This is a genomic window from Arthrobacter celericrescens (assembly GCF_003614925.1).
Taxonomy (GTDB): domain Bacteria; phylum Actinomycetota; class Actinomycetes; order Actinomycetales; family Micrococcaceae; genus Arthrobacter; species Arthrobacter celericrescens.
The window spans coordinates 1-21,547 of sequence record NZ_QYLP01000073.1 but is presented as its reverse complement, the minus strand read 5'-3'; the positions used below and the strand labels follow the sequence as shown (position 1 = coordinate 21,547).

Here is a 21,547-nt window from a genome sequence, read left to right as displayed (position 1 = left end):
GTCGGGGGGCAGGGGGCTTTGGGGTCGGGGGTCGGGGGCTTTGGGGCGGCAGCTTTGGGGCGGCAGCTTAGCGTGCCGCGCTTGACCCGACCGCCCCATGGCACCACCGGCCCAACCGCGGTGCGTTGCAACCCTCGGAGGCTGCGCGCCCAACCGCGGTGCGTCCTCATGCCGCCTAACCAGGAAGCCGGATGCACCGCCATTAAAAGTCTGAGCCTGGTGATGTGATGGATTCATGGAGATCACCGGCACCGAAAACGGAAGGACACCGCAGCCTGCCGCGGCGTTCGACCCGTTGCACGTGCTGGACGGGCTGGTCTCCACCTTGGAGTCGGTGGAGTCGGCGATTGCCGGTTTGCAGGCGTTGCGTGAGTACACGCTGGCAATAGCGTCCAAGGTGGCGGAGGTGATGGCTGCGGAGGACAAGGACGACCGCGGCGCCGCGCCAGCCGGGTTCAAGGGTGCGCGGTGGGACGCGGCAGAGCTCGCCCACCGTGCGGTGGCGGCCGAGATCGCCACCGCCACCCGGGCGAACGACCGCACGATCCAGCGGCAGATGGGCCAGGCCGTCGAGCTGCTGGATCGGTTCCCTCTAACGTTTCAGGCCCTGGCACTGGGCCGGATTAGCCTGGCCCACGCGCGGGTGATCCAGGACGCCGGAACCGCACTGGAAGACGCCGCCGCGTTGTCCTCGTACGAATCCGTGGTGGTGGCTTGCGCCGAGCAGCAGGCGCCCGGGCGGGTGCGGCGTGTTGCTGTCCGGGAGGCCGAGAATGCCCAGCCGGAACCCCTGACCGGCCGGCATGAACGGGCCTGCGAGGAACGCCGGATCTGGGTCACACCCCTGCCCGACGGCATGGCCGAACTTTGCGCTGTACTCCCCGCTGCCGTGGCATACGGAATCCACGACCGGCTCACCCAGATGGCCAAAGCGCACGCCGTAGCCACCGCAAACCAGGCCTCCGATGGCCCTGCCGCACCGGACACGACCGACGGACCTGCCCGCAGCAACGACGAGCGCACTATAGATCAGCGCACCACAGATCAGCGCACCACCGATCAGCGCACCACCGATCAGCTCAGAGCCGACCTCCTGTCGGACCTGCTACTTCGCGGCGCCCCGACTTGGCACGACACCCGGGACGGCCTCCTGGCAGCCATCACCGCCCGGGTGGATGTCACCGTGCCCGTGCTCACCCTGATCAACGGAGAGACCTCGGCCGGCGCCGGGCACCCCGCCGAGGGCGATCCTGCCGGGCACGGCGTGCCGACCACCCAGGTCCCCGCCGAGCTGGATGGGCGCCACCCCATTGACTCCGCCACCGCGAGAACCATCGCCGGACAGGCAACCGCCTGGAACAGAGTCCTGACGGATCCGATCACCGGCGCCGTCCTCGCCGTTGACCGCTATCGGCCCGGCGAAGACCTCAAACGACTCCTCTCGGCCCGGGACACCAGATGCCGTTTCCCCGGCTGCGGGATCAAGGCCCGTGAACTGGACCTGGACCACACCTATGACGCCGCGCTCGGCGGGGCCACCGAAACCGGGAACCTCGCCGGACTCTGCCGGCGCCATCACATGCTCAAACATCACTCACGGTGGAAGCTACGGCAGACCGGGGCCGGGGTCCTCGAATGGACGAGTCCCACCGGGCGGAAACACACCGACCACCCGCCCATACCCGCGACCGACACGGACGGTGCGAAGCCCGCTGTGCCGAGTTCGGGCAGAACCACTGATCCGCCGCCTTTCTAGGCAGTTAGACGGGGCAGTTCCGGAGACGGCAGGCCCGGAGCCAAGTCGGCCAGTGCATGCAGACAAGGGCAGCACCCGCCAACCAGGCGCACCCGCCAACCAGGCAGCACCAGCCAACCAGGGCAGGGCCTGCAGGCAGGACCGCAGCCGGAGCCAGCGCCTGCAGCCTCCGAAGACCCGTCGGCCACGTCTGCTCGACATCACGCGCGTCGTCGGTAGCCTGCCCATTACCGCCGTGCCCTGGACCTTCGGCAGATCAGGTCCGCGGGTTCGGGTCGCGGGTTCAGGTCCCAGGAATCAGTTCCGCGCAGCCCCGGCCGGAACTTCCGCGGCCGCGTAGACCGGTGGGAACAGTTCCGAGGCATCCCGACGGCGGTAGTCGCGTTCACCGTAGGCCTCCACCATCTCGTCGAAGAGCCGTTGGCCCTCTGCCCGCAGTTCCGCCAGGTCGATGCCTGGGAGCGCCCCGTCGACCACCACCGGGCGGCCCGCCACGTAGGTGTCGGTGACGTTGCGCGCAGTGCCGTTGAGAATGAGGGTCCGCAGCGGATCCTCCACGGTGCCATCGCGGAAGTCGCCGAGGGACGCCACCATGATGTCTGCCTGCGCACCTGGGCATAGACGGCCGAGGTCTTCACGGCCGAGGGCTTTGGCGCCACCGAGCGTGGCGGCGTCGAAGAAGTCCGACACCTTGCCGGCGTCGCGCCTGCCCTCGGCGATACGTGCGAGGTGCGTGCCGACGTCGATGCCCTTGATCAGGTCCGGCGGGAAGGAATCGGTTCCGAGGCACATGTTGACGCCGGCCGCCGCGAAGGCGTCGAAGGACTTGAGCATCCCCGCATAATGGAACGAAGTCAGCGGGCAGTGGACGATGCTGACGTTGTTGCGGGCCAGCAGGTCCAGCGGGCCGCCCTCCGCATGTGTGGCGGGATCGGTGCCGTCGATGACCACGCCGTGCGGAATGAGGAGCCGGGTTTCCAGCAACCCGGTGTCCACCAGCTGTTCCAGGACCGTGCGCCCCGTGAGCTTGAGCAGGAATCCGTCTTCGGTGGGCTGCTGGAGGCAATGCAGTCGGACCAGGGCATCGCGTTCGACGGCGAGCTCGGCGGTCTTGCGCATCAGTTCGTCCGAGAGCGTCTCGATCCGGCACGGGAGCAGGACGCCGGTGACCAGCGGGTGCGCCAGCTGCTCGGCGTAGTCGAGGAAGCGTTCGGCATCGGCGAGGCCCTTGCGCCCTTCGTCCTCGTCGAACAGGATCGCCCGTTCGCCGTCGTCGTCCGTGACGTTGATTCCCGAACGGTAGGCCGGTCCCAGGAATCCCCGGAGGCCCAGTTCGATGCTGGTCTGCGCCATGCCCTGGAGTTCCTCGAAGGTCTCCGCCCAGGAGCTATGGATCTCCGAGGCGATGGGCATGTAGCTGGTCACGCCGTGCAGGGCCAGCTGGGCCAGCGCGAACTTGCGCACATTCTGGCGCTGCTCGGGAGAGAAGACGTCACGGCGGCGGTTGTGGAAGTAGTCTTCGGACCACTGCATGCCCGGGCCGGTCTCATCGCTGGGCCACGAGTCGAAGATCATGTGGTCGATGTCGGTCAGGGCATCGAGGTCGATCAGGCCGGGCGAGATCAGGCTCTGCCCGAAGTCACGGTGCTCGTCGACGGGTCCGTCGTAGCCGGTACCGACGTAGATCACCTCGCTGTCCTTCATTACAACGTGCCCGTCCTGGAACAGCACGTGCCGGCCGTCCTCATGGCCGAGCACATAGCGGGCGGAAAGTTGAGTGATCATGTGCGCCTCCAATTATGAAAATCCAATGATGAAAATCGCTATCCGGTATTCCAGATTGATTCGGTCACCGACCGACCAGAAGCCGACCCTTTCCCAATAGCACCTTGATCTCGGGGCGATGGGGGAATCTTGTGAGATGCCTTGCATTGCTTCGTGATCCACCTTACCATTTTTGGTATACCAAGTGGTGCGAGCAAAGACGCCGCATCGCCCCAGCAACGAAGGATGCACCCCAATGAAGACCCAGTCCACAACCACTCCGGAGGTGGATGAGCGCATCGTCAAGGTCGACGAGCGCACGAGCAGCCTCTTCACCCCGAGCGCATGGCAATGGATGTCAATGATCCTGCTGTCCACCGCGATCTGCGTGGTGGCCATTCTGCTCGGAACCCACAAGATTCCCCTGGGCAGCGCCGCAATCGTCCTTATGCCGGTCCTCTGGGCCGTGCTGATGGGCGCAGTGGCCGGCATCCAGAAGGCCCGCCCGATCTCCGGCCCCAGCCGGGCCGTCTCCTCGGTACTGCTGAACGTCAGCATCGTGATGTTCCTTGCCGCCCTCGGCACGCATGTGGGCCCGTCCCTGTCCAAGCTGACCACTCTTGGCCCGGCCATTGTGCTCCAGGAAGTCGGCCACATCTTCGGCACGATCATCCTTGCGCTGCCGGTCGCCGTCGCCCTCGGCATGGGCCGCATGGCCATTGGTGCCACCTGGGCCATTGACCGCGAGTCCTACCTGGCCTATGCCCTGCAGCGCTTCGGCGTGAAGTCCCCGGTGTACCGCGGCGTGTTCTCCGTGTGGCTGCTGGGCAGCGTTTTCGGTGCAGTCTTCATCTCCCTGCTGTCCGGCCTGCTCGGCGGAATGGGCATCTTCGACCCCAAAGCCCTGGCCCTCGGCCTGGGTCTCGGCTCCGGCTCCATGATGCTGGGCGGTGTCGCGGCGCTGTCCATCATTTACCCGGAGCAGGCTCCGGAAATCATGGCCCTCGCAGCCCTCTCCAACTTGGTCACCAACCTCGTCGGGTTCTACGCCGGCGCCTTCGTCTCCCTACCGATGTCGCTGCGGCTCTATAAATTCTGGTCCCGCATCTTCCGCCGCGATGACGAAGGCCGCCGCCTCGACCGCGCCGGCAACGTCATCGCGAAGGCCAAGGCTCCGGCCGAGAAGGAACTGGACGTCACCGCGGTCATCCAGGACCCGGAGGTGCGCATGAGCAAGAAGACCTGGATCATCGCATTCGGTGCCAGCATCGCCGTCGGCATCCTGCTCAACGCGCTGGGAACCAAGACGAGCAGCCTCACCGACGTCATCGGCGTGGTGGTCCTTGCCGGCCTCACGGCTTTGGCCTTCGTCCTCGCCAAGTACGTCCCCGCCGTACCTTCCAGCGTCTGGGTGCTGGGACTCGCCACCCTGGCAACGGCACCGTTCATGCCGTTCAGTTCCACCATCGTTGCGCTGACCCACAACCTGGACGCACTGTACGTGGGCCTGGGCTCAATTGCCCTGCTCGGCATGAACATCGGCCGTGACGTCAGGGCCCTGAAGTCGCTGAACTGGAAGACCGTGATCGTCGCGTGCCTGACCTTTACGGCAAGCTTCGTGGCTGCCGCGGCACTCGCCCAGTTCGTCATCCACGTCTAACCGGCGGCGCCAGGCGATTGACGCACAGTAGGGGCGGGTGGATCTATTCCACCCGCCCTTCGGCGTCTCCGGCTCCCTGCGGGCGGAAGCGGTACACCACGATCGTCGTACCGGGCTCGATGTCGGCTCCGGTGGCCCGATAGGTGGCCAAGGCAGCGTCATTGTCGCTTTCCGTGCCCGTCCACATGCCGTAACAGCCCCGCTCGCGGGCGATGTCCGCCAAGGCTCCGATCAGCCGGGAAGCCACGCCCCGGCGTCGCCAGGATTCATCCACGCCGAGTTCATAGAGGAACATCTCCGTGCCCTTGTCCGGGTGGGTGGTTTCCACGCCGCTGACGAAGCCGACGGCGGTGCCGCCGTCGTTTTCGGCCAGCAGCAGGTGGTGGCCGGGACGCCGCAGGAAGAGCCGGGCAAGTTCCGGCGTGACCGGCCCGTCGAACAGCGGGGAGGCGGCCACGAGCCGATCCTCATCGCCTTCCGAGAGCCTGCGCAAGGTGATCTTCGACGCATCGTGTCCGTCCATGACCCGAGGCTACGCCGGACACCCGGTCAAATGAACGCAGGAAGAACACCAGACCACCCACGTCTTGCTAAGATCTAAAAGCTCGACCGGCACTCCGGAGAGCCTCCCCATCAACTGGCCCGGAACGGACGTGCCCCAACGCGCCCGGAATCGGCCCCCGCCCGACCCGAGGAGACCCCTGCCTTCATGACCGCCTTGGCTGAACCGGACTATTTCGAGGACTACGACGAGGACTACCGCAGCGACATTGCGTCGCGGTACGAAGAGGGCTTCGGGCAGGGTCCCGACATCGACGACGACTACGGCTCCGGCTACGACGAACTCGACAAGCTTTTCGACGGCTTGTTCGACGACGACGATGACGACGACTTCGATGCGCCCGCCAAGAAAGCTCCCGCGAAGGCGGCACCCAAGGCCGCAGCAAGGACTGCTGCCGCGAAAACTGCTGCTGCCACGAAGACAGCAACAGAAAAGCCGGCCTTGAAGGCAACCGCGCCGAAGAAGGCCGCACCCAAGTCGATGCCCAAGGCCAGCCCGGTGATCACCCGCCGGGTGGCCCCGGTGATCCCCCCGGTCATCGCCCCGGCGGTGGAGGCTGCCCCGGCGGTGGAGGCTGCCCCGGCGGTGGAGGCTGCCCCGGCGGTGGAGACTGTGGTGGAAACCGCCGAGGTGCCCGCCGTTGAGGCACCGGCTGCCGCCGTCGAGATTCCCGCCGCTGAAGTACCGGCAGCTCCCGCCGTCGAGAAGACCGCGTCGCTGACCGTCGTCGAGCCCGAAGCGGCAGCCGAGCCCGAAGCCGAGGCCGAAGAAGCCCCGGCCGTCCCGGAGAGCCCGTTCTTCGCACCGCACATCGCGCCGGTCAACGAGCACGTGGAGTTCCTGCGCAAGCTCCGCCCCGGCTTCGAGGTGCCCTACGTGGACCCGATGCACTCGGTGGAGGACTGCCGCATCGTCACCCTGTTCTCCAACACCAGCGAAGCCTCCCCGCGCGGCGTCGTCTGGGCCGGCGACGACACCGCCGCCACCCGCCTCCTGGGCCTGCAGTTCCAGCTCGGCCTGCGCCCGGAATGGATGATGCCGTGGAACACCCACCCGTGGTTCACTCCGGGCGAGGCCAACGGCAAGCTCACCCCCGAGCAGGTCAGCGCCGGCCTCAAGCCGCTGATCACCTTCCTGAAGCTCGTCCCGCGTGCTTCGGCGATCGTCGCGCACGGCACCGAGGCAAACCGCCTGGCGCAGATGCTCCTCAAGACGGACAACCAGCTGATCTGGCGCCGCGGCTTGAAGGTCTACAAGGCCCGCTCGCTGCACGGCCGTGCCTTCGCCGGGTCCAAGGAACGCCAGACCGAATGGCTGATCGAAATGGGCCGCTCCTACGCGGACGCCATGGCCCGCGCAGGCCTTCAGGCCGGACGGCGCTAGCCTTTCGGACGGATCAGGCCCGGCTGGCAGGTGAACGGCTGGCAGGTGAACGGTCGACGGCGGCAAAGGGCCGCCGTCGACCGTTTCCGTTTATGCCTCCGCGGAACAGGGACAGATACACCGCCGCGACGGCGGCCGCCACCAGCAGGGCCACGAAGACCGCCGTGCCGGGGTCCGCGGCCAGCAGCCCGGGAATCGCCCGGCCAGGAACGGCAACGGCGAAGCCGAACGCGACGGCCGTCCCGATGTAGCTGCCCACCATGTTGCCGCGGTGCGCGGGGATGTTCCGGCGGATCGCGCTGACCAGACCGAGCGTGACAGTCACCAGGGTGAAGGCCGACAGGCCGTGCAGCCATGAGAAGTGGCCACCGGAAACAATCCAGAAGCTGCTCAGGCAGACGTAGTACATCGCCGCGACCCACAGGTAACCCATGGTCCGGTGGATCCGATCCCGGCGGCGGCGAAGAATCTGGGCGGGGCCGATCACCAGGACGAACAGCGCGGCCACCACATGGCTGACAAGAAGGACATTCCAGTGCTCCATGCCTTTAGGATAGGAGCACTATCCTAGGCTTGTACATCAAGATAGTCCGGGCCCGATCCGCTATCCAACGGCCGCGGCGGAACAGAGTCCACGGAGGCGGAGAGCAATGCAGCTGAACGAACTCAGCGCCCGCAGCGGAGTCAGCGCCGCGAGCATCAAGTACTACCTGCGCGAGGGGCTCCTGCAGCACGGCGAGGCAATCACCGCCACCCGGGCCCGCTACGACGCCAGCCATTTGGGGCGCCTGGAACTGATCCAGGCCCTGCGGCAGATCGTGGGGCTGGGCATCGAGCAGATCCGCGCCATCGTATCGCTGGCCGACGGCGGTGCGCCGCGCCTTGAGGTGCTGGCGACGGTGCAGCGGGTGGTGCTGCGGCTCGAACCGCACGACGGCGGCACTCACGGCGGCGGGTCCCGCGGCGCGGACGGTGCAGCGCAGACACGGCCCGGCGACGCCGTCGTGCAGCTGCGGGGTTGGCCGGACGAGGAAAGCGATGCCAGGAGCGCCCTCGACGCCCAGCTGGCGCTCATGGACAGGCTCGGCATCCCGCTCTCCACGGAGATCCTGGACGCCTACAGCGCCGCCATGGACACCATCGCAGGCCTGGACCTGCAGCTCACCGCCGCGGCCGCCGACCTCGACCAGGCCATCCTCACGGCCGCCGTCGGGATGCACATGCATTCCCAGCTGCTGCTCAAGCTACTGGCCCTCGCCCAGGCCAGCCACGCCATCCGTCGCTTCCAATACAACAACGCGGGGTCACCTACGGCCCATGTCGCTGACGTGGACGGGCCGTAAGTGACCCCGCGTTGGGGGAAACGGTAGCTTAGCGCTCGATGTCGCCGCGGATGAAGGCTTCGACCTTCTCGCGGGCGAGGTCGTCGTTGAACTGCTCCGGCGGGGACTTCATGAAGTAGCTGGATGCGGAGAGCAGCGGGCCGCCGATGCCGCGGTCCAGGCCGATCTTGGCGGCGCGGATGGCGTCGATGATGACGCCGGCGGAGTTCGGGGAATCCCAGACCTCGAGCTTGTACTCCAGGGAGACCGGGGCGTCGCCGAAGTTGCGGCCTTCGAGGCGGACGAAGGCCCACTTGCGGTCGTCGAGCCAGGCCACGAAGTCGGACGGGCCGATGTGGACGTCGTTGGCGTGGAGCTCGGCCTGGACGTTGGAGGTCACGGCCTGGGTCTTGGAGATCTTCTTGGATTCGAGGCGGTCGCGCTCGAGCATGTTCTTGAAATCCATGTTGCCGCCGACGTTCAGCTGGTAGGTGCGGTCCAGCGTGACGCCGCGGTCTTCGAAGAGCTTGGCCATGACGCGGTGGGTGATGGTGGCGCCGATCTGGCTCTTGATGTCGTCGCCCACGATCGGGACGCCCGCGGCGGTGAACTTGTCGGCCCATTCCTTGGTGCCGGCGATGAAGACCGGCAGGGCGTTGACGAAGGCCACGCCGGCGTCGATGGCTGCCTGGGCGTAGAACATGGCAGCGTCTTCGGAACCCACGGGCAGGTAGCAGACCAGGACGTCGGCCTTGGCCTCGCGCAGGGCGGCGACGACGTCCACGGGCTCGGCCGGCGACTCGACGATGGTTTCGCGGTAGTAGCGGCCCAGTCCGTCCAGGGTGTGGCCACGCTGGACGATCACGCCGGTTTCCGGCACGTCGGCGATCTTGATGGTGTTGTTTTCGCTGGCACCGATGGCGTCGGCGAGGTCCAGGCCAACCTTCTTGCCATCGACGTCGAAGGCTGCGACGAACTGGACGTCGCCCACGTGGTACTGACCGAACTCAACGTGCATCAGGCCGGGGATGGTCGCCTGCGGGTCGGCGTCGCGGTAATAGTGGACACCCTGGACCAGGGAGGCGGCGCAGTTGCCGACACCGACGATGGCAACGCGAATCGGATGAGAAGACACGGAACTCCTTCGAGAACTAAGCTCAGGTGCCAGGCCCGGCCGGCATGAAAATGCGACGGCGGCCTCGGCACGGCGCCATTCGGCGCAATTTGCATTATACGCAACATAGGCAGGGCCAACTTTGTTCCGGCTGGCCCTGCCTTTTGTTGCAACGCTACTTCTGTGCCCAGCGGTTGATGTCGGATTCGACTGCGAACTCATCGATGGCCGTCAGTTCCTCGTCCGTGAAGGCCAGGTTATCGATGGCCGTGAGGGTGTCCTCCAGCTGCGCGACGCTGGAGGCGCCGACCAGTGCCGAGGTCACCGGCGAGCCCTTGGGCTGCTGGCGCAGGATCCAGGCGATGGCCATCTGGGCCAGGGTCTGGCCGCGGCCTTCGGCGATCGCGTTCAGGCCGCGGACCCGGTCCAGCCTTTCCTCGGTGAGGGACTTCTCGGACAGGAAGCGTTCCTTGGCGGCGCGGGAATCGGCCGGCACCCCGTGCAGGTAGCGGTTGGTGAGCAGGCCCTGGGCGAGCGGCGAGAACGCGATCGATCCGGCGCCCACCTGGTCCAGCGCCTCGTACAGGTTCGGCGAACCGTTCTCGGTCCAGCGGTTCAGCATGGAGTAGCTCGGCTGGTGGATGAGGAGCGGAGTTCCCATCTCCTTCAGGATGCGGGCCGCCTCAAGGGTCTGTTCGGGGGTGTAGGAGGAGATGCCTGCGTAGAGGGCTTTGCCGGAACGCACGGCGTGGTCCAGCGCGCCCATGGTTTCCTCGAGCGGGGTCTCGGGATCCGGCCGGTGGCTGTAGAAGATGTCCACGTACTCCAGGCCCATGCGCTGCAGGGACTGGTCGAGGCTGGAGAGCAGGTACTTGCGGGAGCCCCACTCGCCGTACGGGCCGGGCCACATGTAGTAACCGGCCTTCGTGGAGATGACCAGTTCATCGCGGTACGGCTTGAAGTCGTCCTTCAGGTGGCGGCCGAAGTTGGTCTCGGCGGAGCCGTCCGGCGGGCCGTAGTTGTTGGCGAGGTCGAAGTGGTTCACGCCGAGGTCGAAGGCCCGGCGGAGGATGGCGCGCTGCTCGTCGAAGCGCTTGTCGTCGCCGAAGTTGTGCCACAGGCCGAGGGAGATGGCGGGAAGTTTGAGACCGCTGCGTCCGACGCGGCGGTAGGGCATGGTGTCGTAGCGGGTGTCCGCGGCCACATAAGTCATACTTACCATCCTGCCACCGGCGCCCCGGGCGGCCCCCGGCTGTCCGGCATGTGGTCCTCACCACATGCCGTGCGGCCGGTGAGTCCGGCGCCTCACGCGGGCCGCTCGAGTCAGGAAGTCCGCACGACGGCGGCCGCCTCGCCCGGGAGGGTCAGCGTTCCGTTGTCGAGTCCCGCGCCGGAGTCCGTGGCGAGCAGCAGCACGCCGTCGACGTCCGTGGACAGCACGTCGGGGCCGAAGTTGCACACCACCCGCACGCCGCCGCGCACCAGTTCCAGCCACCGTTCGTCCTCGTTGAAGTCCACGTCGGTGGCCTCGAAGCCGCCGTCGGTGAGTTCGGGCGTCGTGCGCCGCAGCACCGCCAGGGCGCGGTACAGGGCGAGCAGCCGGGCGTGGTCCCCCTCGCCGGCTTCGTCCCACTTGAGCTTGGAGCGCAGGAAGGTTTCCGGGTCCTGGGGGTTCGGCACCAGTGCCGGGTCCCAGCCCATCCGCTCGAACTCCTTGAGGCGGCCCTCCGCCGTGGCCTTGCCCAGCCACTCCTCGGGGTGGGAGGTGAAGAACTGCCACGGGGTCGAGGCGCCGAATTCCTCCCCCATGAACAGCATGGGCGTGAACGGGGAGGTCATGGTCAGCACCGCGGCTAGGGCGAGGCGTCCATAGGAAAGGGCGGCGGTAAGCCGGTCGCCCGCCGCCCGGTTGCCGATCTGGTCGTGGTTCTGGTTGCAGACCACCAGGGCGGACGGGTGGGCCAGGTCCTGCCGGATGGGCCGGCCGTGGTGCCGGGCGCGGAAGCTGGAGTAGCTGCCGTCGTGGAAGAAGCCGTGCCGCAGGACCTTGGCCAGGGCTGCGAGGGATTCGAAATCGGCGTAGTAGCCCGCAGTTTCCCCGGTGAGGTTCACGTGCACCACGTGGTGGAAGTCGTCGCTCCACTGGCCTGCCAGCCCGTAGCCGTTGTCCTGCCGCGGGTAGATCAGGCGCGGATTGTTCAGGTCGGACTCGGCGATCAGCGTGCGGGGCACCCCGGTTTCGGCTGCGATTCCGTCCGCCACGAGGGCCAGGTCCTCGAGGATGTGCACGGCGCGTTCGTCGCGGAGGGCGTGCACGGCGTCGAGCCGCAGCCCGTCCACGTGGTAGTCCCCCAGCCACATGGCCGCGTTGTCCAGGATGTAGCGGCGCACCTCGTCGGAGTCCGGCCCGTCCAGGTTGACCGAGTCGCCCCAGGTGTTGCCGGGCCCGGACTTGAGGTAAGGCCCGAACTTCGGCAGGTAGTTCCCGCTGGGGCCCAGGTGGTTGTAGACCACATCCTGGATGACGCCCAGTCCCGCCGCGTGGGCGGCGTCCACGAAGCGCTGGTACGCGGCAGGCCCGCCGTATTGTTCGTGGACCGCGTACCAGAGCACGCCGTCGTAGCCCCAATTGTGGGTGCCGTTGAACGCGTTGACCGGCAGCAGCTCAACGAAGTCGACGCCGAGTTCCACCAGGTAGTCCAGCTTCGCCGCGGCCGCGTCGAGCGTGCCCTCGGGGGTGAAGGTACCGAGGTGCAGTTCGTAGATGAGCGAACCGCGCAGTCCCCGCCCGGGCCAGCCGGCATCCCGCCACTGGTGCGCCCCGGCGTCGAACCCTGCGGAGGGGCCGTGGACGCCCTCCGGCTGCCGGCGCGAGCGCGGATCCGGGAAGGGCCCTTCCCCGTCCACCTTGTAGGCATACGTCACGCCGTCCCCGCCGGTGAACCCTGGCGCGTGCCACCAGCCCTCGGAGGGACCGGTGAGTCTCTCCATGCTGTACTCCCGGCCCTCGGACACGGGGCCCCCGGACACGAGGACAAGGGAGCCCGCGTTGGGTGCCCAGACGTCGTACGGGCCGGGCGTGGTGGCATGGTGCGGCATGGTTCTCCCCCTGTGGATGGATGGTGGTTTGAAGGTTCAGCCGGCGGGCACCAGCAGGGCCACCGGATAGTCCGCGAGCAGCTGCCCGACGGCGGCCGGCCCGGCAGGGAAGACACGTCCCGTGAGTTCGTCGGTGCAGTCGGCCGGCAGGTCGACGGCGGTGTCCCGCCAGCCGCCGTCACGCTCCAGCCGCTTCGGCAGGCGGGTCGCGATGGTCACGGCTCCGCCGCCGTCGGCCCCGCGGTCGAAGGCGATGACGTGGCCGGCCGCCGCCCCGGACGCGGCCAGGGGCCGGTAGCCGCCGAACAGTTCGGGGCGTCCGCGGCGCAGCCGCAGGGCCCGGGAGACGACCAGCAGCTTGGTGTCCTCGTCGGTGAACGCCGGGCGTGCCCCGCCGTCGAGCCGTTCCAGGGCGGCGATCCGGGCCGGGAAGTCGACAGGGCGCCGGTTGTCCGGGTCGGTGAGCGATCCGTCCCGGAACTCCGTGCCTTGGTAGACGTCCGGCACGCCGGGCATGGTCAACTGCACGAGCTTGGCCGAGAGGGAGTTGCTCCAGCCGTACGGTTCCAGCTCCGCGACGAAACCGGCGAGGGCGGCGGCCACCTCCGGCACGTCGAACGCGGCGTCGACGGCGGCCGCCAGTGCCGCCTCGAAGGCGGCGTCCGGGTCGGTCCAGTTCGTCGAGTTGCCGGCTTCGCGGGCGGCCTTGAGCGCGAACGCCTGGAGCCGTTCACGGCTGGCGGGCCAGGCACCGGCGACGGCCTGCCAGACGAGAGCCGCAAGGGGACCGTCCGGAATCGGCGCCAGTTCCTGCACCCGGTCCAGGAAGGCTTCCCATTCGGGGACAGCCTCGGAGATGACGGAGATCCGCGCCCGGGTGTCTTCGCTTCGTTTGGTGTCGTGCGTGGTCAGGTTGGTCATGGACAGCAGCAGCCTGGACTGGCGGCCGGCCATGCGCCGGTGGAACTCCCCGGGCGCGATGGCCAGCTCGGTGGGATCGCCGCCCACTTCGGTGAGGGTGCCCAGCCGGGTGTACCGGAAGAAGGCCGTGTCCTCCACGCCCTTGGCCATGACCATGCCGGAGGTCTGCTGGAAGCGGCGGCCGAGCTCCGCACCCGTGTCGAGGAGCAGCGGCAACAGTACCTGCAGGGCGGGCTCAAGGTCAGGCCTCGCCCGGCCGGCGCTCTCCACCGCGTCCACCAGGATGTCCTTGCCGTGCGGGAGGTAGGTCCGGTAGACGGGGAACGCGGCGATGGTTTCCGCCAGGGCATCGGCGACGACCAGCCGCGGGAGCTCCGGGGTTTGCGGCACAAGCCGGGCCAGCCGGAGGATCTCCGAACGCAGGATGCCGTCGGTGATGCGCCGCTTGGTGCCGTGGATCATCGCCTGGTAGTCGGGCGGGGCGGCGGCGCCGCGCAGGCGGGCGTCCAGGGCGTCGAGCTGCGGGCCGGCGTCGGGGTCGACGAAAAGCCGGTCGACGTCGGCGAGCGCGTCGTACCCGGTGGTCCCTTCGCAGTCGAAGGTCTCCGGCAGGTCCTCCCCCGGTTCCAGGATCTTCTCCACCAGCACGTAGGCGCCGCCCGTTGCCTGCTTGAGCCGGGCCAGGTAACCGGCCGGGTCGGCGAGCCCGTCCGGGTGGTCCACGCGCAGGCCGTCCGCGAGGCCGTCGCGGAACCAGCGGGTGATCTCGGCGTGCGATTCCTCAAACACCCAGGGAATCTCGACCCGGACGCCGGCGAGGGTGCTGACGGCGAAGAAGCGGCGGTAGTTCAGTTCGGCGTCGGCCCGGCGCCAGCCGATCAGCTCATAATGCTGGCGCGAATGGACGTCGCGGGGCCTGTCCCCTGGGGTGTGGCTGCCCTCGGCGAGCGGGAAGCGGTGCTCGTAGTAGCGCAGTTCGCCGTCGGTGATGTCCAGGGCGTCCACGTCGTCGTCGCTGCCCAGGACCGGGATCCGGAGCTTGCCGCCGGCCGCGTCCCAGTCGACGTCGAAGGCTTCGGCGTACCGCGAGGACCGGCCTTCCTTCAGCAGCGACCACCACCAGGCGTTCTGCGGCGGCGAGGCCACTCCCATGTGGTTGGGCACGATGTCCAGGAGCACGCCCAGGCCGTTCTCCCTGGCCGCGGCGGATAGCACCGCCAGGCCCTCCGCTCCCCCGCGGGCGAGGTCTACGGAGGAAGGATCCGTGACGTCGTAGCCGTGCTGGGACCCTTCCTCCGCCGTCAGGATGGGCGACAAATACACCCAGTCCACGCCAAGCGATCTGAGATAGCCGGTGAGCTCCGCCGCGTCCCCGAGGGTAAAACCGGGGCGGATCTGGAGCCTGTACGTGGACGCGGGTGTCTTCATGGTTACCCTTTCGTGGAGTTCTTCCTCGGGGGCTTGCTTTGCGGTGCGGAGACAATCGGCGCGGGTTTGCGTTCCGGCGCGGGCTCTTCCTCGGACTTCTCCGCCGGGGCCTTGCCCGCGGCCTTGTCCCCGATGACAGCCGGCGGCGTGGCCGGCGCCGTCAGCGCGGCCGTCTCCGGCGTGGCCGTCTGCGAGAGGGCCGCAAGGGACGCGGCCACCGAATGGTCCGGTTCGCTTTCCGGCGTGGTGTGGGCCCGCAGGACCACCAGCGCCTTGGCTCCCACCGGGAGCAGGGAATCCGCCTCGACGGGTTCGTCGGCGTGGCCGCCGGCCGTATCGATGATCACGTCCCACTTGGGCGCGTACTCATCGGAGGGGACCCGGAAGCGCACCTCGTCGTCGTGGGCGTTGAAGTACAGGAGGAAGTTCACGTCGGTGATGCGCCGGCCCTGGTTGTCCCGGCCCCGGATGCCGTCCCCGTTGAGGAACACACCCACCGAGCGGCCGAAGCCGCTGTCCCAGTCCGACGGCGTCATGGTGCTTCCGTCGACGTCGAGCCAGACGATGTCCGGAAGGCGTTCGCCCTCGCCCCGCACCGCCGGGCGGCCGTCGAAGAAGCGGCTGCGGCGGAAGGTGGGGTGCTTGGCGCGCAAGGCGCTCACCGCGGCGGTGAACTCCACGAGCGGCTGGTCCACGCTGTCCCAGTTGATCCAGGTCAGTTCGGAATCCTGGCAGTAGGCGTTGTTGTTGCCTTGCTGGGTGCGGCCGAGCTCGTCGCCGTGCGCCAGCATGGGCACGCCCTGCGACAGCAGCAGGGAGGCGATGAAGTTGCGCTGCTGCCGGGCCCGGAGTCCGAGGACCTTCGGGTCCTCGGTGGGGCCTTCGGCGCCGCAGTTCCAGGATCGGTTGTGCGATTCGCCGTCGTTGTTGTTTTCGCCGTTGGCCTCGTTGTGCTTCTGGTTGTAGGAGACCAGGTCCGCAAGGGTGAAGCCGTCGTGAGCGGTCACGAAGTTGATGGAGGCCACGGGCCGGCGGCCGGAGTGCTCGTAGAGGTCTGCCGAACCCGTCAGCCGGGACGCGAACTCGCCGAGGGTCGAGGGTTCGCCGCGCCAGAAGTCGCGGACCGTGTCCCGGTACTTGCCGTTCCATTCCGTCCATTGCGGCGGGAAGTTGCCCACCTGGTAGCCGCCGGGACCCACGTCCCACGGCTCGGCGATCAGCTTGACCTGCGACACCACGGGGTCCTGCTGGATGAGTTCGAAGAAGCTGGAAAGCTTGTCCACGTCGTAGAACTCGCGGGCCAAGGTGGAGGCGAGGTCGAAGCGGAAACCGTCCACGTGCATCTCGGTCACCCAGTACCGCAGAGAGTCCATCAGCAGCTGCAGGGAATGCGGATTGCGCACGTTCAGGGAGTTTCCGGTGCCGGTGTAGTCCATGTAGTGCTTGAGGTCGCCCTCAACCAGCCGGTAGTAGGCGGAGTTGTCGATGCCTTTGAAGGAGAGCGTGGGGCCGAGGTGGTTTCCTTCGGCCGTGTGGTTGTAGACCACGTCCAGGATCACTTCGATGCCGGCATCGTGCAGGGAACGCACCATCGCCTTGAAGTCCTGGACCTGCTGGCCGGTGTCCCCCTTCGAGCTGTAGCCGTTGTGCGGGGCGAAGAAGCCGATGGTGTTGTAGCCCCAGTAGTTGTTGAGCCCCCGGTCCTGGAGGATGCCGTCGTTGGTGAACTGGTGGACGGGCATGAGTTCGAGCGCGGTCACGCCGAGCTTCTTCAGGTGGGCGATCACCGCCGGATGGGCTACGCCGGCATAGGTGCCCCGCTGCTCTTCCGGAACCTCGGGATGCAGCTGGGTGAGGCCCTTGACGTGCGCTTCGTAGATGACGGACTTGTGGTACGGGATCCGCAGCAGCTGGTCGCCGGCCCAGTCGAAGAAGGGGTTGATAACGACGCCGAGCATCATGTGCGGTGCCGAATCGGCGTCGTTCCGGGAGTCGGGATCGCCCATGTTGTAGGAGAACAGTGCAGGGTCCCAGTCGATCTGCCGGTGGACCGCCTTGGCGTAGGGGTCCAGGAGGAGCTTGTTGGGATTGAAGCGGTGCCCGGCAGGGGGGTCGTAAGGCCCGTGGACGCGGTAACCGTATTTCTGGCCCGGCTGCACCGACGGCAGGTAGCAATGCCAGACGTAGCCGTCCACTTCCCTCAGTTCGACGCGCTCTTCCGTGCCGTCGTCGTCGATCAGGCACAGCTCCACCTTCTCCGCGTTTTCGCTGAAGAGGGCGAAGTTGGTACCGCTCCCGTCAAAGCTCGCGCCCAGGGGATAAGCCGTTCCGGGCCATACTTCCACAGGTTCTCCTTGCCTAGGGGACAAAGCCTCCGCCGCCCGCGGACGGGCCGCTGCGGCGATGTGCCAAGCTACCACGCCCAGATTACGGGCGCGCACGCCCTGTGTAACCCAAAGGCCTCATCCGGGGCTTCCGTTACGCAGGCTGCCCAGCACGCCTGGCAGCTCCCGCAGGACCGCCCGGGCCGTCAAGGGCCCGCCGTCCGATGCCCCGCTTCCCGCGCGGCCGTGCAGGCTCGCGGCCACTGCAGCCGCAGCAGCCCAGCGGTCCTCCGGGGGGATGCCGAGGACGGCGAAAGGCCCGTCGTCGCCCATCGCGCCCTCCGCATATTGCGCTGCCAGCGAACCGAGCAGCCCGGCCAGCACGTCGCCGCTTCCGGCGGTGGCCAGCCAGGGCGTGCCTTCCGACTGGCTGAACACCGTGCCCGACGGCGATGCCACCAGTGTGGTGGCGCCTTTGAGCAGGACGGTGGCGCCGCTGTCCGCGGCGGCCAGGCGGGCGAAGTGCAGCGGCCGGGACTCGACGTCGTCCCTGGTCACCGCCGCTTCCCCGCGGACGGATTCGTTCCGCGAAAGGAACGCGGCCAGTTCGCCGGCGTGCGGGGTGAGGATCCAGTGGGCCGGGCAGCGGTCCGGCAGCAGTCCCAGCGCCCCGGCGTCGACGACGGCGGGCTGGCCGGCTGCGAGGGCGGCGTGGAGCGTGTCGCGGGCACGCTGGAGCTGGCGGCTGTCGTCGGCCTCCCCTGCTATGCCGGGGCCCAGCAGCCAGGCCTGGACGCGGCCCGGGCTGCCCGCCTCCACAATCGCTTCGGGGGCGCGGGCCAGCACCTGCCGGGCCACGCTTTCGGGTCCGAGGTAGCGGACCATCCCGGCCCCGGACACGGCGGCGCTTTCCACCGAGAGCATCGCGGCCCCGGGGTAGCGTTCCGAGCCGGCGACCACGCCGAGCACTCCCCTGCTGTATTTGTGGTCGCGGCGGCCGGGCGCGGGCAGGAGCGCGGCCAGGTCGGCGGCGTCCAGGCGGCGGATCAAAGGTTCCGGCAGCCGGTCCTCGATCCCGATCCGCACCAGTTCGGCCCGCCCGGCGCAGCCCTCCCCGGGATCGGCCAGCAGGCCGGCCTTGATCCCGCCGAAACTCACGGTCACGTCCGCCGGCAGCACGGGCCAGTGCACTTCACCGGTATCGGCGTCGACTCCGCTCGGGATGTCGCAGGCCACCACCAACGCGGGCTTGAGTTCCTCGAGCAGGGAAACGAGTTCGGCGGCAGCTCCGCGCAGTCCACCGCGGGCGCCGGTGCCGAGCACGGCGTCGATGATGGCGTCGTCGCCGGCCGCCAGCACGGCGAGGTCCTCCACGTTATCCGCGGCGAGCCGGTGGGCCCGGCCGCCGGCCGCGAGGAAGGCGGCCAGCGCCTCGGGGTGGGTGGAGTCAGCGGTGAGCACCGCCGTCGTGCGCATTCCGCGGGCGGCGAGCCTGGCTGCGGCGAACAGTCCGTCCCCGCCGTTGTTGCCCTTGCCGGCCAGCACCGTCACCTTGGAGCCGTAGATCCGGCGGCCGCGGCGCTGCAGTTCGCGCACGACGGCGGCCGCCAGCCCGTACGCTGCCCGCTGCATGAGAACAGCGCCCTCACCGGAGTCCAGGAGCGGTTGTTCCGCTTCCCTGACCTGTGTTCCGGTGAAGGCGCTGATCATTGAGGTGTTGTGTTGTCAGCCTTCGGCGATGACCATGGCCGTGGCGATTCCGCCGTCGTGGCTCATAGACAGGTGCCAGGTCTTGACGCCCTTCGTATCCGCGACGGCAAGGACGGTGCCCTGGACCTTGATGGTGGGGCCGTTCTCGTCCAGGCCGATCCAGCAGTCCTGCCAGTTCATGCCGGCCGGGGCCCCGAGGACCTTCGCCACGGCTTCCTTGGCCGCAAAGCGCGCGGCCAGGGACCGGACGTGGAGCTCCCGCTCGGCGGGCACGAAAAGCCGGTCCCGCAGCCCCGGTGTCCGTTCCAGCTGCCGTTCGAACCGGTCGATGTCTACGACGTCTACGCCAATGCCAACAATCATGCGGTTATTCTACGGTCACGCTCTTGGCGAGGTTGCGAGGCTGGTCCACGTCGTAGCCCTTGGCTCCGGCGAGTTCCGCGGCGAAGATCTGCAGCGGAACCGTGGTGAGCAGCGGCATGAGCAGCGTGGGGGTCTCCGGGACGTAGAAGACGTGCTCGGCGTAATCGCGCACAGCTTCGTCGCCTTCCTCGGCGATCACCAGGGTCCGGGCACCGCGGGCGCGGACTTCCTGGATGTTGCTGACCACCTTGGAGTGCAGGGAATCGCGGCCGCGCGGGGACGGAACCACCACGAAGACCGGCTGGCCTTCGTCGATCAGGGCGATCGGGCCGTGCTTGAGCTCGCCGGCGGCGAAGCCCTCTGCGTGGATGTAGGCGATTTCCTTGAGCTTCAGCGCACCCTCGAGGGCCACCGGGAAGCCGACGTGGCGGCCCAGGAACAGCACGGACTTCTCGTCCTTCATGCTGCGGGCGAGCTCGCGCAGCGGGCCGGAGTTGTCCAGGATCTTCTGGATCTTGGCCGGGATCTTGGAGAGGTCCGCGAGGACGTCCTTGATCTGGCCGGTGAAGATGTTGCCGCGCAGCTGGGCCAGGTACAGGCCGAGCAGGTAGGCAGCGGTGATCTGCGCCAGGAAGGCCTTCGTGGACGCCACGGCGATTTCCGGGCCGGCGTGCGTGTAGAGCACGGCGTCGGATTCACGCGGGATGGTGGAGCCGTTGGTGTTGCAGATGGAGATGGTCTTGGCGCCCTGTTCGCGGGCGTAGCGCACGGCCATCAGGGTGTCCATGGTTTCGCCGGACTGGCTGATGGAAACCACCAGGGTGTTGGCGTCCACGATCGGGTCGCGGTAGCGGAACTCATGGGCCAGCTCCACCTCCGTGGGAATGCGGCACCAGTTCTCGATGGCGTACTTGGCCACGAGGCCGGCGTAGGCCGCCGTGCCGCAAGCGAGGACGATGATCTTGTCGACCTGCTTGAGCAGCTCGGGGTCGATGCGGAGTTCGTCCAGGGTCAGCTTGCCGTTGAGGTCGGAGCGGCCCAGCAGGGTCTGCGCGACGGCGTCGGGCTGGTCGTGGATTTCCTTCTCCATGAAGGAGTTGAAGCCGCCCTTTTCGGCCGAGGCCGGGTCCCAGTCGACGTTGTATTCCTTGCCTTCGGCCGGGGCGCCGAAGAAGTCGGTGATCTCCACGGAGTCGGCGGTGATGGTGACGATCTGGTCCTGGCCCAGTTCGACGGCGCGGCGGGTGTAGTCGATGAAGCCGGAGACGTCGGAGCCGAGGAAGTTTTCGCCCTCGCCAAGGCCCACCACGAGCGGGGAGTTGCGGCGGGCAGCGACGACGACGCCGGGCTGGTCCGCGTGCACGGCCAGCAGGGTGAAGGCGCCCTCGAGGCGCTGGCAGGCGAGCTGCATGGCTTCGGTCAGAGAGCCCTTGGAGGAGTCGCCGCCGAGCTGGTTGCGGAAGATGTCGCCCAGCAGGGCTGCGGCGACCTCGGTGTCGGTTTCGGAGCTGAACTCGACGCCCTTGGCCAGGAGCTGCTGCTTTAGTTCCGCAAAGTTTTCGATGATGCCGTTGTGGATCACGGCCAGGCGTCCGCCGTCGGCCAGGTGCGGGTGGGCGTTCCCGTCGGTCGGACCGCCGTGGGTTGCCCAGCGGGTGTGCCCGATGCCGGTCAGGGATTCAGGGAGCGGCCTGGCTTCGAGTTCACCAAGGAGGTTTCCGAGTTTTCCCGCCTTCTTACGGGAAGAAATGGCGCCGTCGGCGACAACCGCCACGCCTGCCGAGTCGTAGCCCCGGTACTCCAGGCGGCGCAGGCCTTCGAGGACGACGTCCAGGGCTCCGTGCCCGGCGCCTGCCGGACGGGACGAATTACCAACATAACCAACGATTCCACACATGGACACAAGCCTAACTGTTCTCGGCGACAACGGAGGTGGGATGTCAGGCGAATGTGACGCATCCGCCCAGTAATGATCACGCAACGATGCGGCCCTCCCCTTCCGTTCCCGGGGAAGGCCACATCATCGCCGGCAGTGGAAGCGTGCCCCGCCTAGATGTACTCGGCCATTAGGTTGGTGACACTCGTGTGATCGGGGTGTCCTTGATGGCGGCGTGGATGCGTTCAGTGTTGTAGTAGTTCAG

Annotated in this window: 15 protein-coding genes; 4 read left to right on the top strand and 11 right to left on the bottom strand. The window is 68.0% G+C overall.

The genetic code is table 11. From position 1 onward, the window contains the following. Nucleotides 1-235 precede the first annotated feature (235 nt). The gene (locus D3654_RS12880; RefSeq protein ID WP_120521892.1) at nt 236-1,756 is read left to right on the top strand and encodes an HNH endonuclease signature motif containing protein; all 1,521 of its coding nucleotides are present in this window, start codon (nt 236-238) and stop codon (nt 1,754-1,756) included. A gap of 297 nt (nt 1,757-2,053) precedes the next feature. Here D3654_RS12880 and D3654_RS12875 read toward each other — a convergent pair whose 3' ends face one another. After that, nucleotides 2,054-3,541, bottom strand: coding sequence for a chlorohydrolase family protein (locus D3654_RS12875; protein ID WP_120521891.1), 1,488 nt, complete (start codon nt 3,539-3,541; stop codon nt 2,054-2,056). A gap of 235 nt (nt 3,542-3,776) precedes the next feature. On the opposite strand from D3654_RS12875, the gene D3654_RS12870 reads away from it, so the two are divergent. Then, nucleotides 3,777-5,180, top strand: a complete 1,404-nt coding sequence (locus tag D3654_RS12870; protein ID WP_245413218.1) for a DUF3100 domain-containing protein — start codon at nt 3,777-3,779, stop codon at nt 5,178-5,180. A gap of 43 nt (nt 5,181-5,223) precedes the next feature. On the opposite strand, the gene D3654_RS12865 is transcribed toward D3654_RS12870, so the two are convergent. Next, nucleotides 5,224-5,703 (bottom strand): GNAT family N-acetyltransferase, encoded by a 480-nt coding sequence (locus tag D3654_RS12865; RefSeq protein ID WP_120521890.1) that lies wholly within the window; start codon nt 5,701-5,703, stop codon nt 5,224-5,226. A gap of 924 nt (nt 5,704-6,627) precedes the next feature. Between D3654_RS12865 and D3654_RS12860 the strand changes: the two genes are divergently transcribed. Further along, nucleotides 6,628-7,125, top strand: coding sequence for a uracil-DNA glycosylase family protein (locus D3654_RS12860; protein ID WP_115790479.1), 498 nt, complete (start codon nt 6,628-6,630; stop codon nt 7,123-7,125). A 13-nt stretch (nt 7,126-7,138) separates the two neighbouring features. Here the strand turns inward: D3654_RS12860 and D3654_RS12855 are convergent, their stop codons facing one another. Further along, nucleotides 7,139-7,669 carry a DUF2306 domain-containing protein gene (locus D3654_RS12855; protein WP_120521889.1) on the bottom strand — a complete coding sequence of 177 codons (531 nt, stop codon included), beginning with the start codon at nt 7,667-7,669 and terminating at the stop codon, nt 7,139-7,141. Between the two features lie 106 nt (nt 7,670-7,775). Here D3654_RS12855 and D3654_RS12850 point away from each other — a divergent pair, with 106 nt between their 5' ends. Beyond that, nucleotides 7,776-8,468 (top strand): MerR family transcriptional regulator, encoded by a 693-nt coding sequence (locus D3654_RS12850; RefSeq protein WP_120521888.1) that lies wholly within the window; start codon nt 7,776-7,778, stop codon nt 8,466-8,468. 28 nt (nt 8,469-8,496) lie between these two features. On the opposite strand, the gene D3654_RS12845 is transcribed toward D3654_RS12850, so the two are convergent. The 8 genes from D3654_RS12845 to glmS all read right to left on the bottom strand — a co-directional run bounded on the left by D3654_RS12845 (nt 8,497) and on the right by glmS (nt 21,303). Beyond that, complete coding sequence (locus tag D3654_RS12845; protein WP_120521887.1) at nt 8,497-9,582, bottom strand: inositol-3-phosphate synthase; 1,086 nt, start codon at nt 9,580-9,582, stop codon at nt 8,497-8,499. 154 nt (nt 9,583-9,736) lie between these two features. Further along, the gene (gene mgrA, locus D3654_RS12840; RefSeq protein WP_120521886.1) at nt 9,737-10,774 is read right to left on the bottom strand and encodes an L-glyceraldehyde 3-phosphate reductase; all 1,038 of its coding nucleotides are present in this window, start codon (nt 10,772-10,774) and stop codon (nt 9,737-9,739) included. Nucleotides 10,775-10,884: 110 nt separating this feature from the next. Next, entirely contained in the window at nt 10,885-12,660 is a 1,776-nt protein-coding gene (gene treZ, locus D3654_RS12835; protein WP_120521885.1) for a malto-oligosyltrehalose trehalohydrolase, read from the bottom strand. A 36-nt stretch (nt 12,661-12,696) separates the two neighbouring features. Continuing rightward, nucleotides 12,697-15,009, bottom strand: coding sequence for a malto-oligosyltrehalose synthase (gene treY / locus D3654_RS12830; protein WP_120521884.1), 2,313 nt, complete (start codon nt 15,007-15,009; stop codon nt 12,697-12,699). Nucleotides 15,010-15,011: 2 nt separating this feature from the next. Continuing rightward, on the bottom strand, nt 15,012-17,354 hold the full coding sequence (gene glgX / locus D3654_RS12825) for a glycogen debranching protein GlgX (RefSeq protein ID WP_120521883.1): 2,343 nt from the start codon (nt 17,352-17,354) through the stop codon (nt 15,012-15,014). 117 nt (nt 17,355-17,471) lie between these two features. Continuing rightward, a complete protein-coding gene (locus D3654_RS12820; RefSeq protein ID WP_205571798.1) occupies nt 17,472-19,043 on the bottom strand; it encodes an NAD(P)H-hydrate epimerase in 1,572 nt (523 codons plus the stop codon). Between the two features lie 15 nt (nt 19,044-19,058). Then, nucleotides 19,059-19,406, bottom strand: coding sequence for a holo-ACP synthase (locus tag D3654_RS12815; RefSeq protein WP_120521882.1), 348 nt, complete (start codon nt 19,404-19,406; stop codon nt 19,059-19,061). Between the two features lie 4 nt (nt 19,407-19,410). Continuing rightward, the gene (glmS, locus tag D3654_RS12810) at nt 19,411-21,303 is read right to left on the bottom strand and encodes a glutamine--fructose-6-phosphate transaminase (isomerizing) (protein ID WP_120521881.1); all 1,893 of its coding nucleotides are present in this window, start codon (nt 21,301-21,303) and stop codon (nt 19,411-19,413) included. Nucleotides 21,304-21,547: the final 244 nt, after the last annotated feature.

Excerpts from the sequence above, each read along its gene's own strand:
- D3654_RS12880 (WP_120521892.1), top strand. The coding sequence starts at position 236 with ATGGAGATCACCGGCACCGAAAACGGAAGGACACCGCAGCCTGCCGCG.
- D3654_RS12875 (WP_120521891.1), bottom strand. The coding sequence starts at position 3,541 with ATGATCACTCAACTTTCCGCCCGCTATGTGCTCGGCCATGAGGACGGC.
- D3654_RS12870 (WP_245413218.1), top strand. The coding sequence starts at position 3,777 with ATGAAGACCCAGTCCACAACCACTCCGGAGGTGGATGAGCGCATCGTC.
- D3654_RS12865 (WP_120521890.1), bottom strand. The coding sequence starts at position 5,703 with ATGGACGGACACGATGCGTCGAAGATCACCTTGCGCAGGCTCTCGGAA.
- D3654_RS12860 (WP_115790479.1), top strand. The coding sequence starts at position 6,628 with ATGCACTCGGTGGAGGACTGCCGCATCGTCACCCTGTTCTCCAACACC.
- D3654_RS12855 (WP_120521889.1), bottom strand. The coding sequence starts at position 7,669 with ATGGAGCACTGGAATGTCCTTCTTGTCAGCCATGTGGTGGCCGCGCTG.
- D3654_RS12850 (WP_120521888.1), top strand. The coding sequence starts at position 7,776 with ATGCAGCTGAACGAACTCAGCGCCCGCAGCGGAGTCAGCGCCGCGAGC.
- mgrA (WP_120521886.1), bottom strand. The coding sequence starts at position 10,774 with ATGACTTATGTGGCCGCGGACACCCGCTACGACACCATGCCCTACCGC.
- treZ (WP_120521885.1), bottom strand. The coding sequence starts at position 12,660 with ATGCCGCACCATGCCACCACGCCCGGCCCGTACGACGTCTGGGCACCC.
- treY (WP_120521884.1), bottom strand. The coding sequence starts at position 15,009 with ATGAAGACACCCGCGTCCACGTACAGGCTCCAGATCCGCCCCGGTTTT.
- D3654_RS12820 (WP_205571798.1), bottom strand. The coding sequence starts at position 19,043 with ATGATCAGCGCCTTCACCGGAACACAGGTCAGGGAAGCGGAACAACCG.
- D3654_RS12815 (WP_120521882.1), bottom strand. The coding sequence starts at position 19,406 with ATGATTGTTGGCATTGGCGTAGACGTCGTAGACATCGACCGGTTCGAA.
- glmS (WP_120521881.1), bottom strand. The coding sequence starts at position 21,303 with ATGTGTGGAATCGTTGGTTATGTTGGTAATTCGTCCCGTCCGGCAGGC.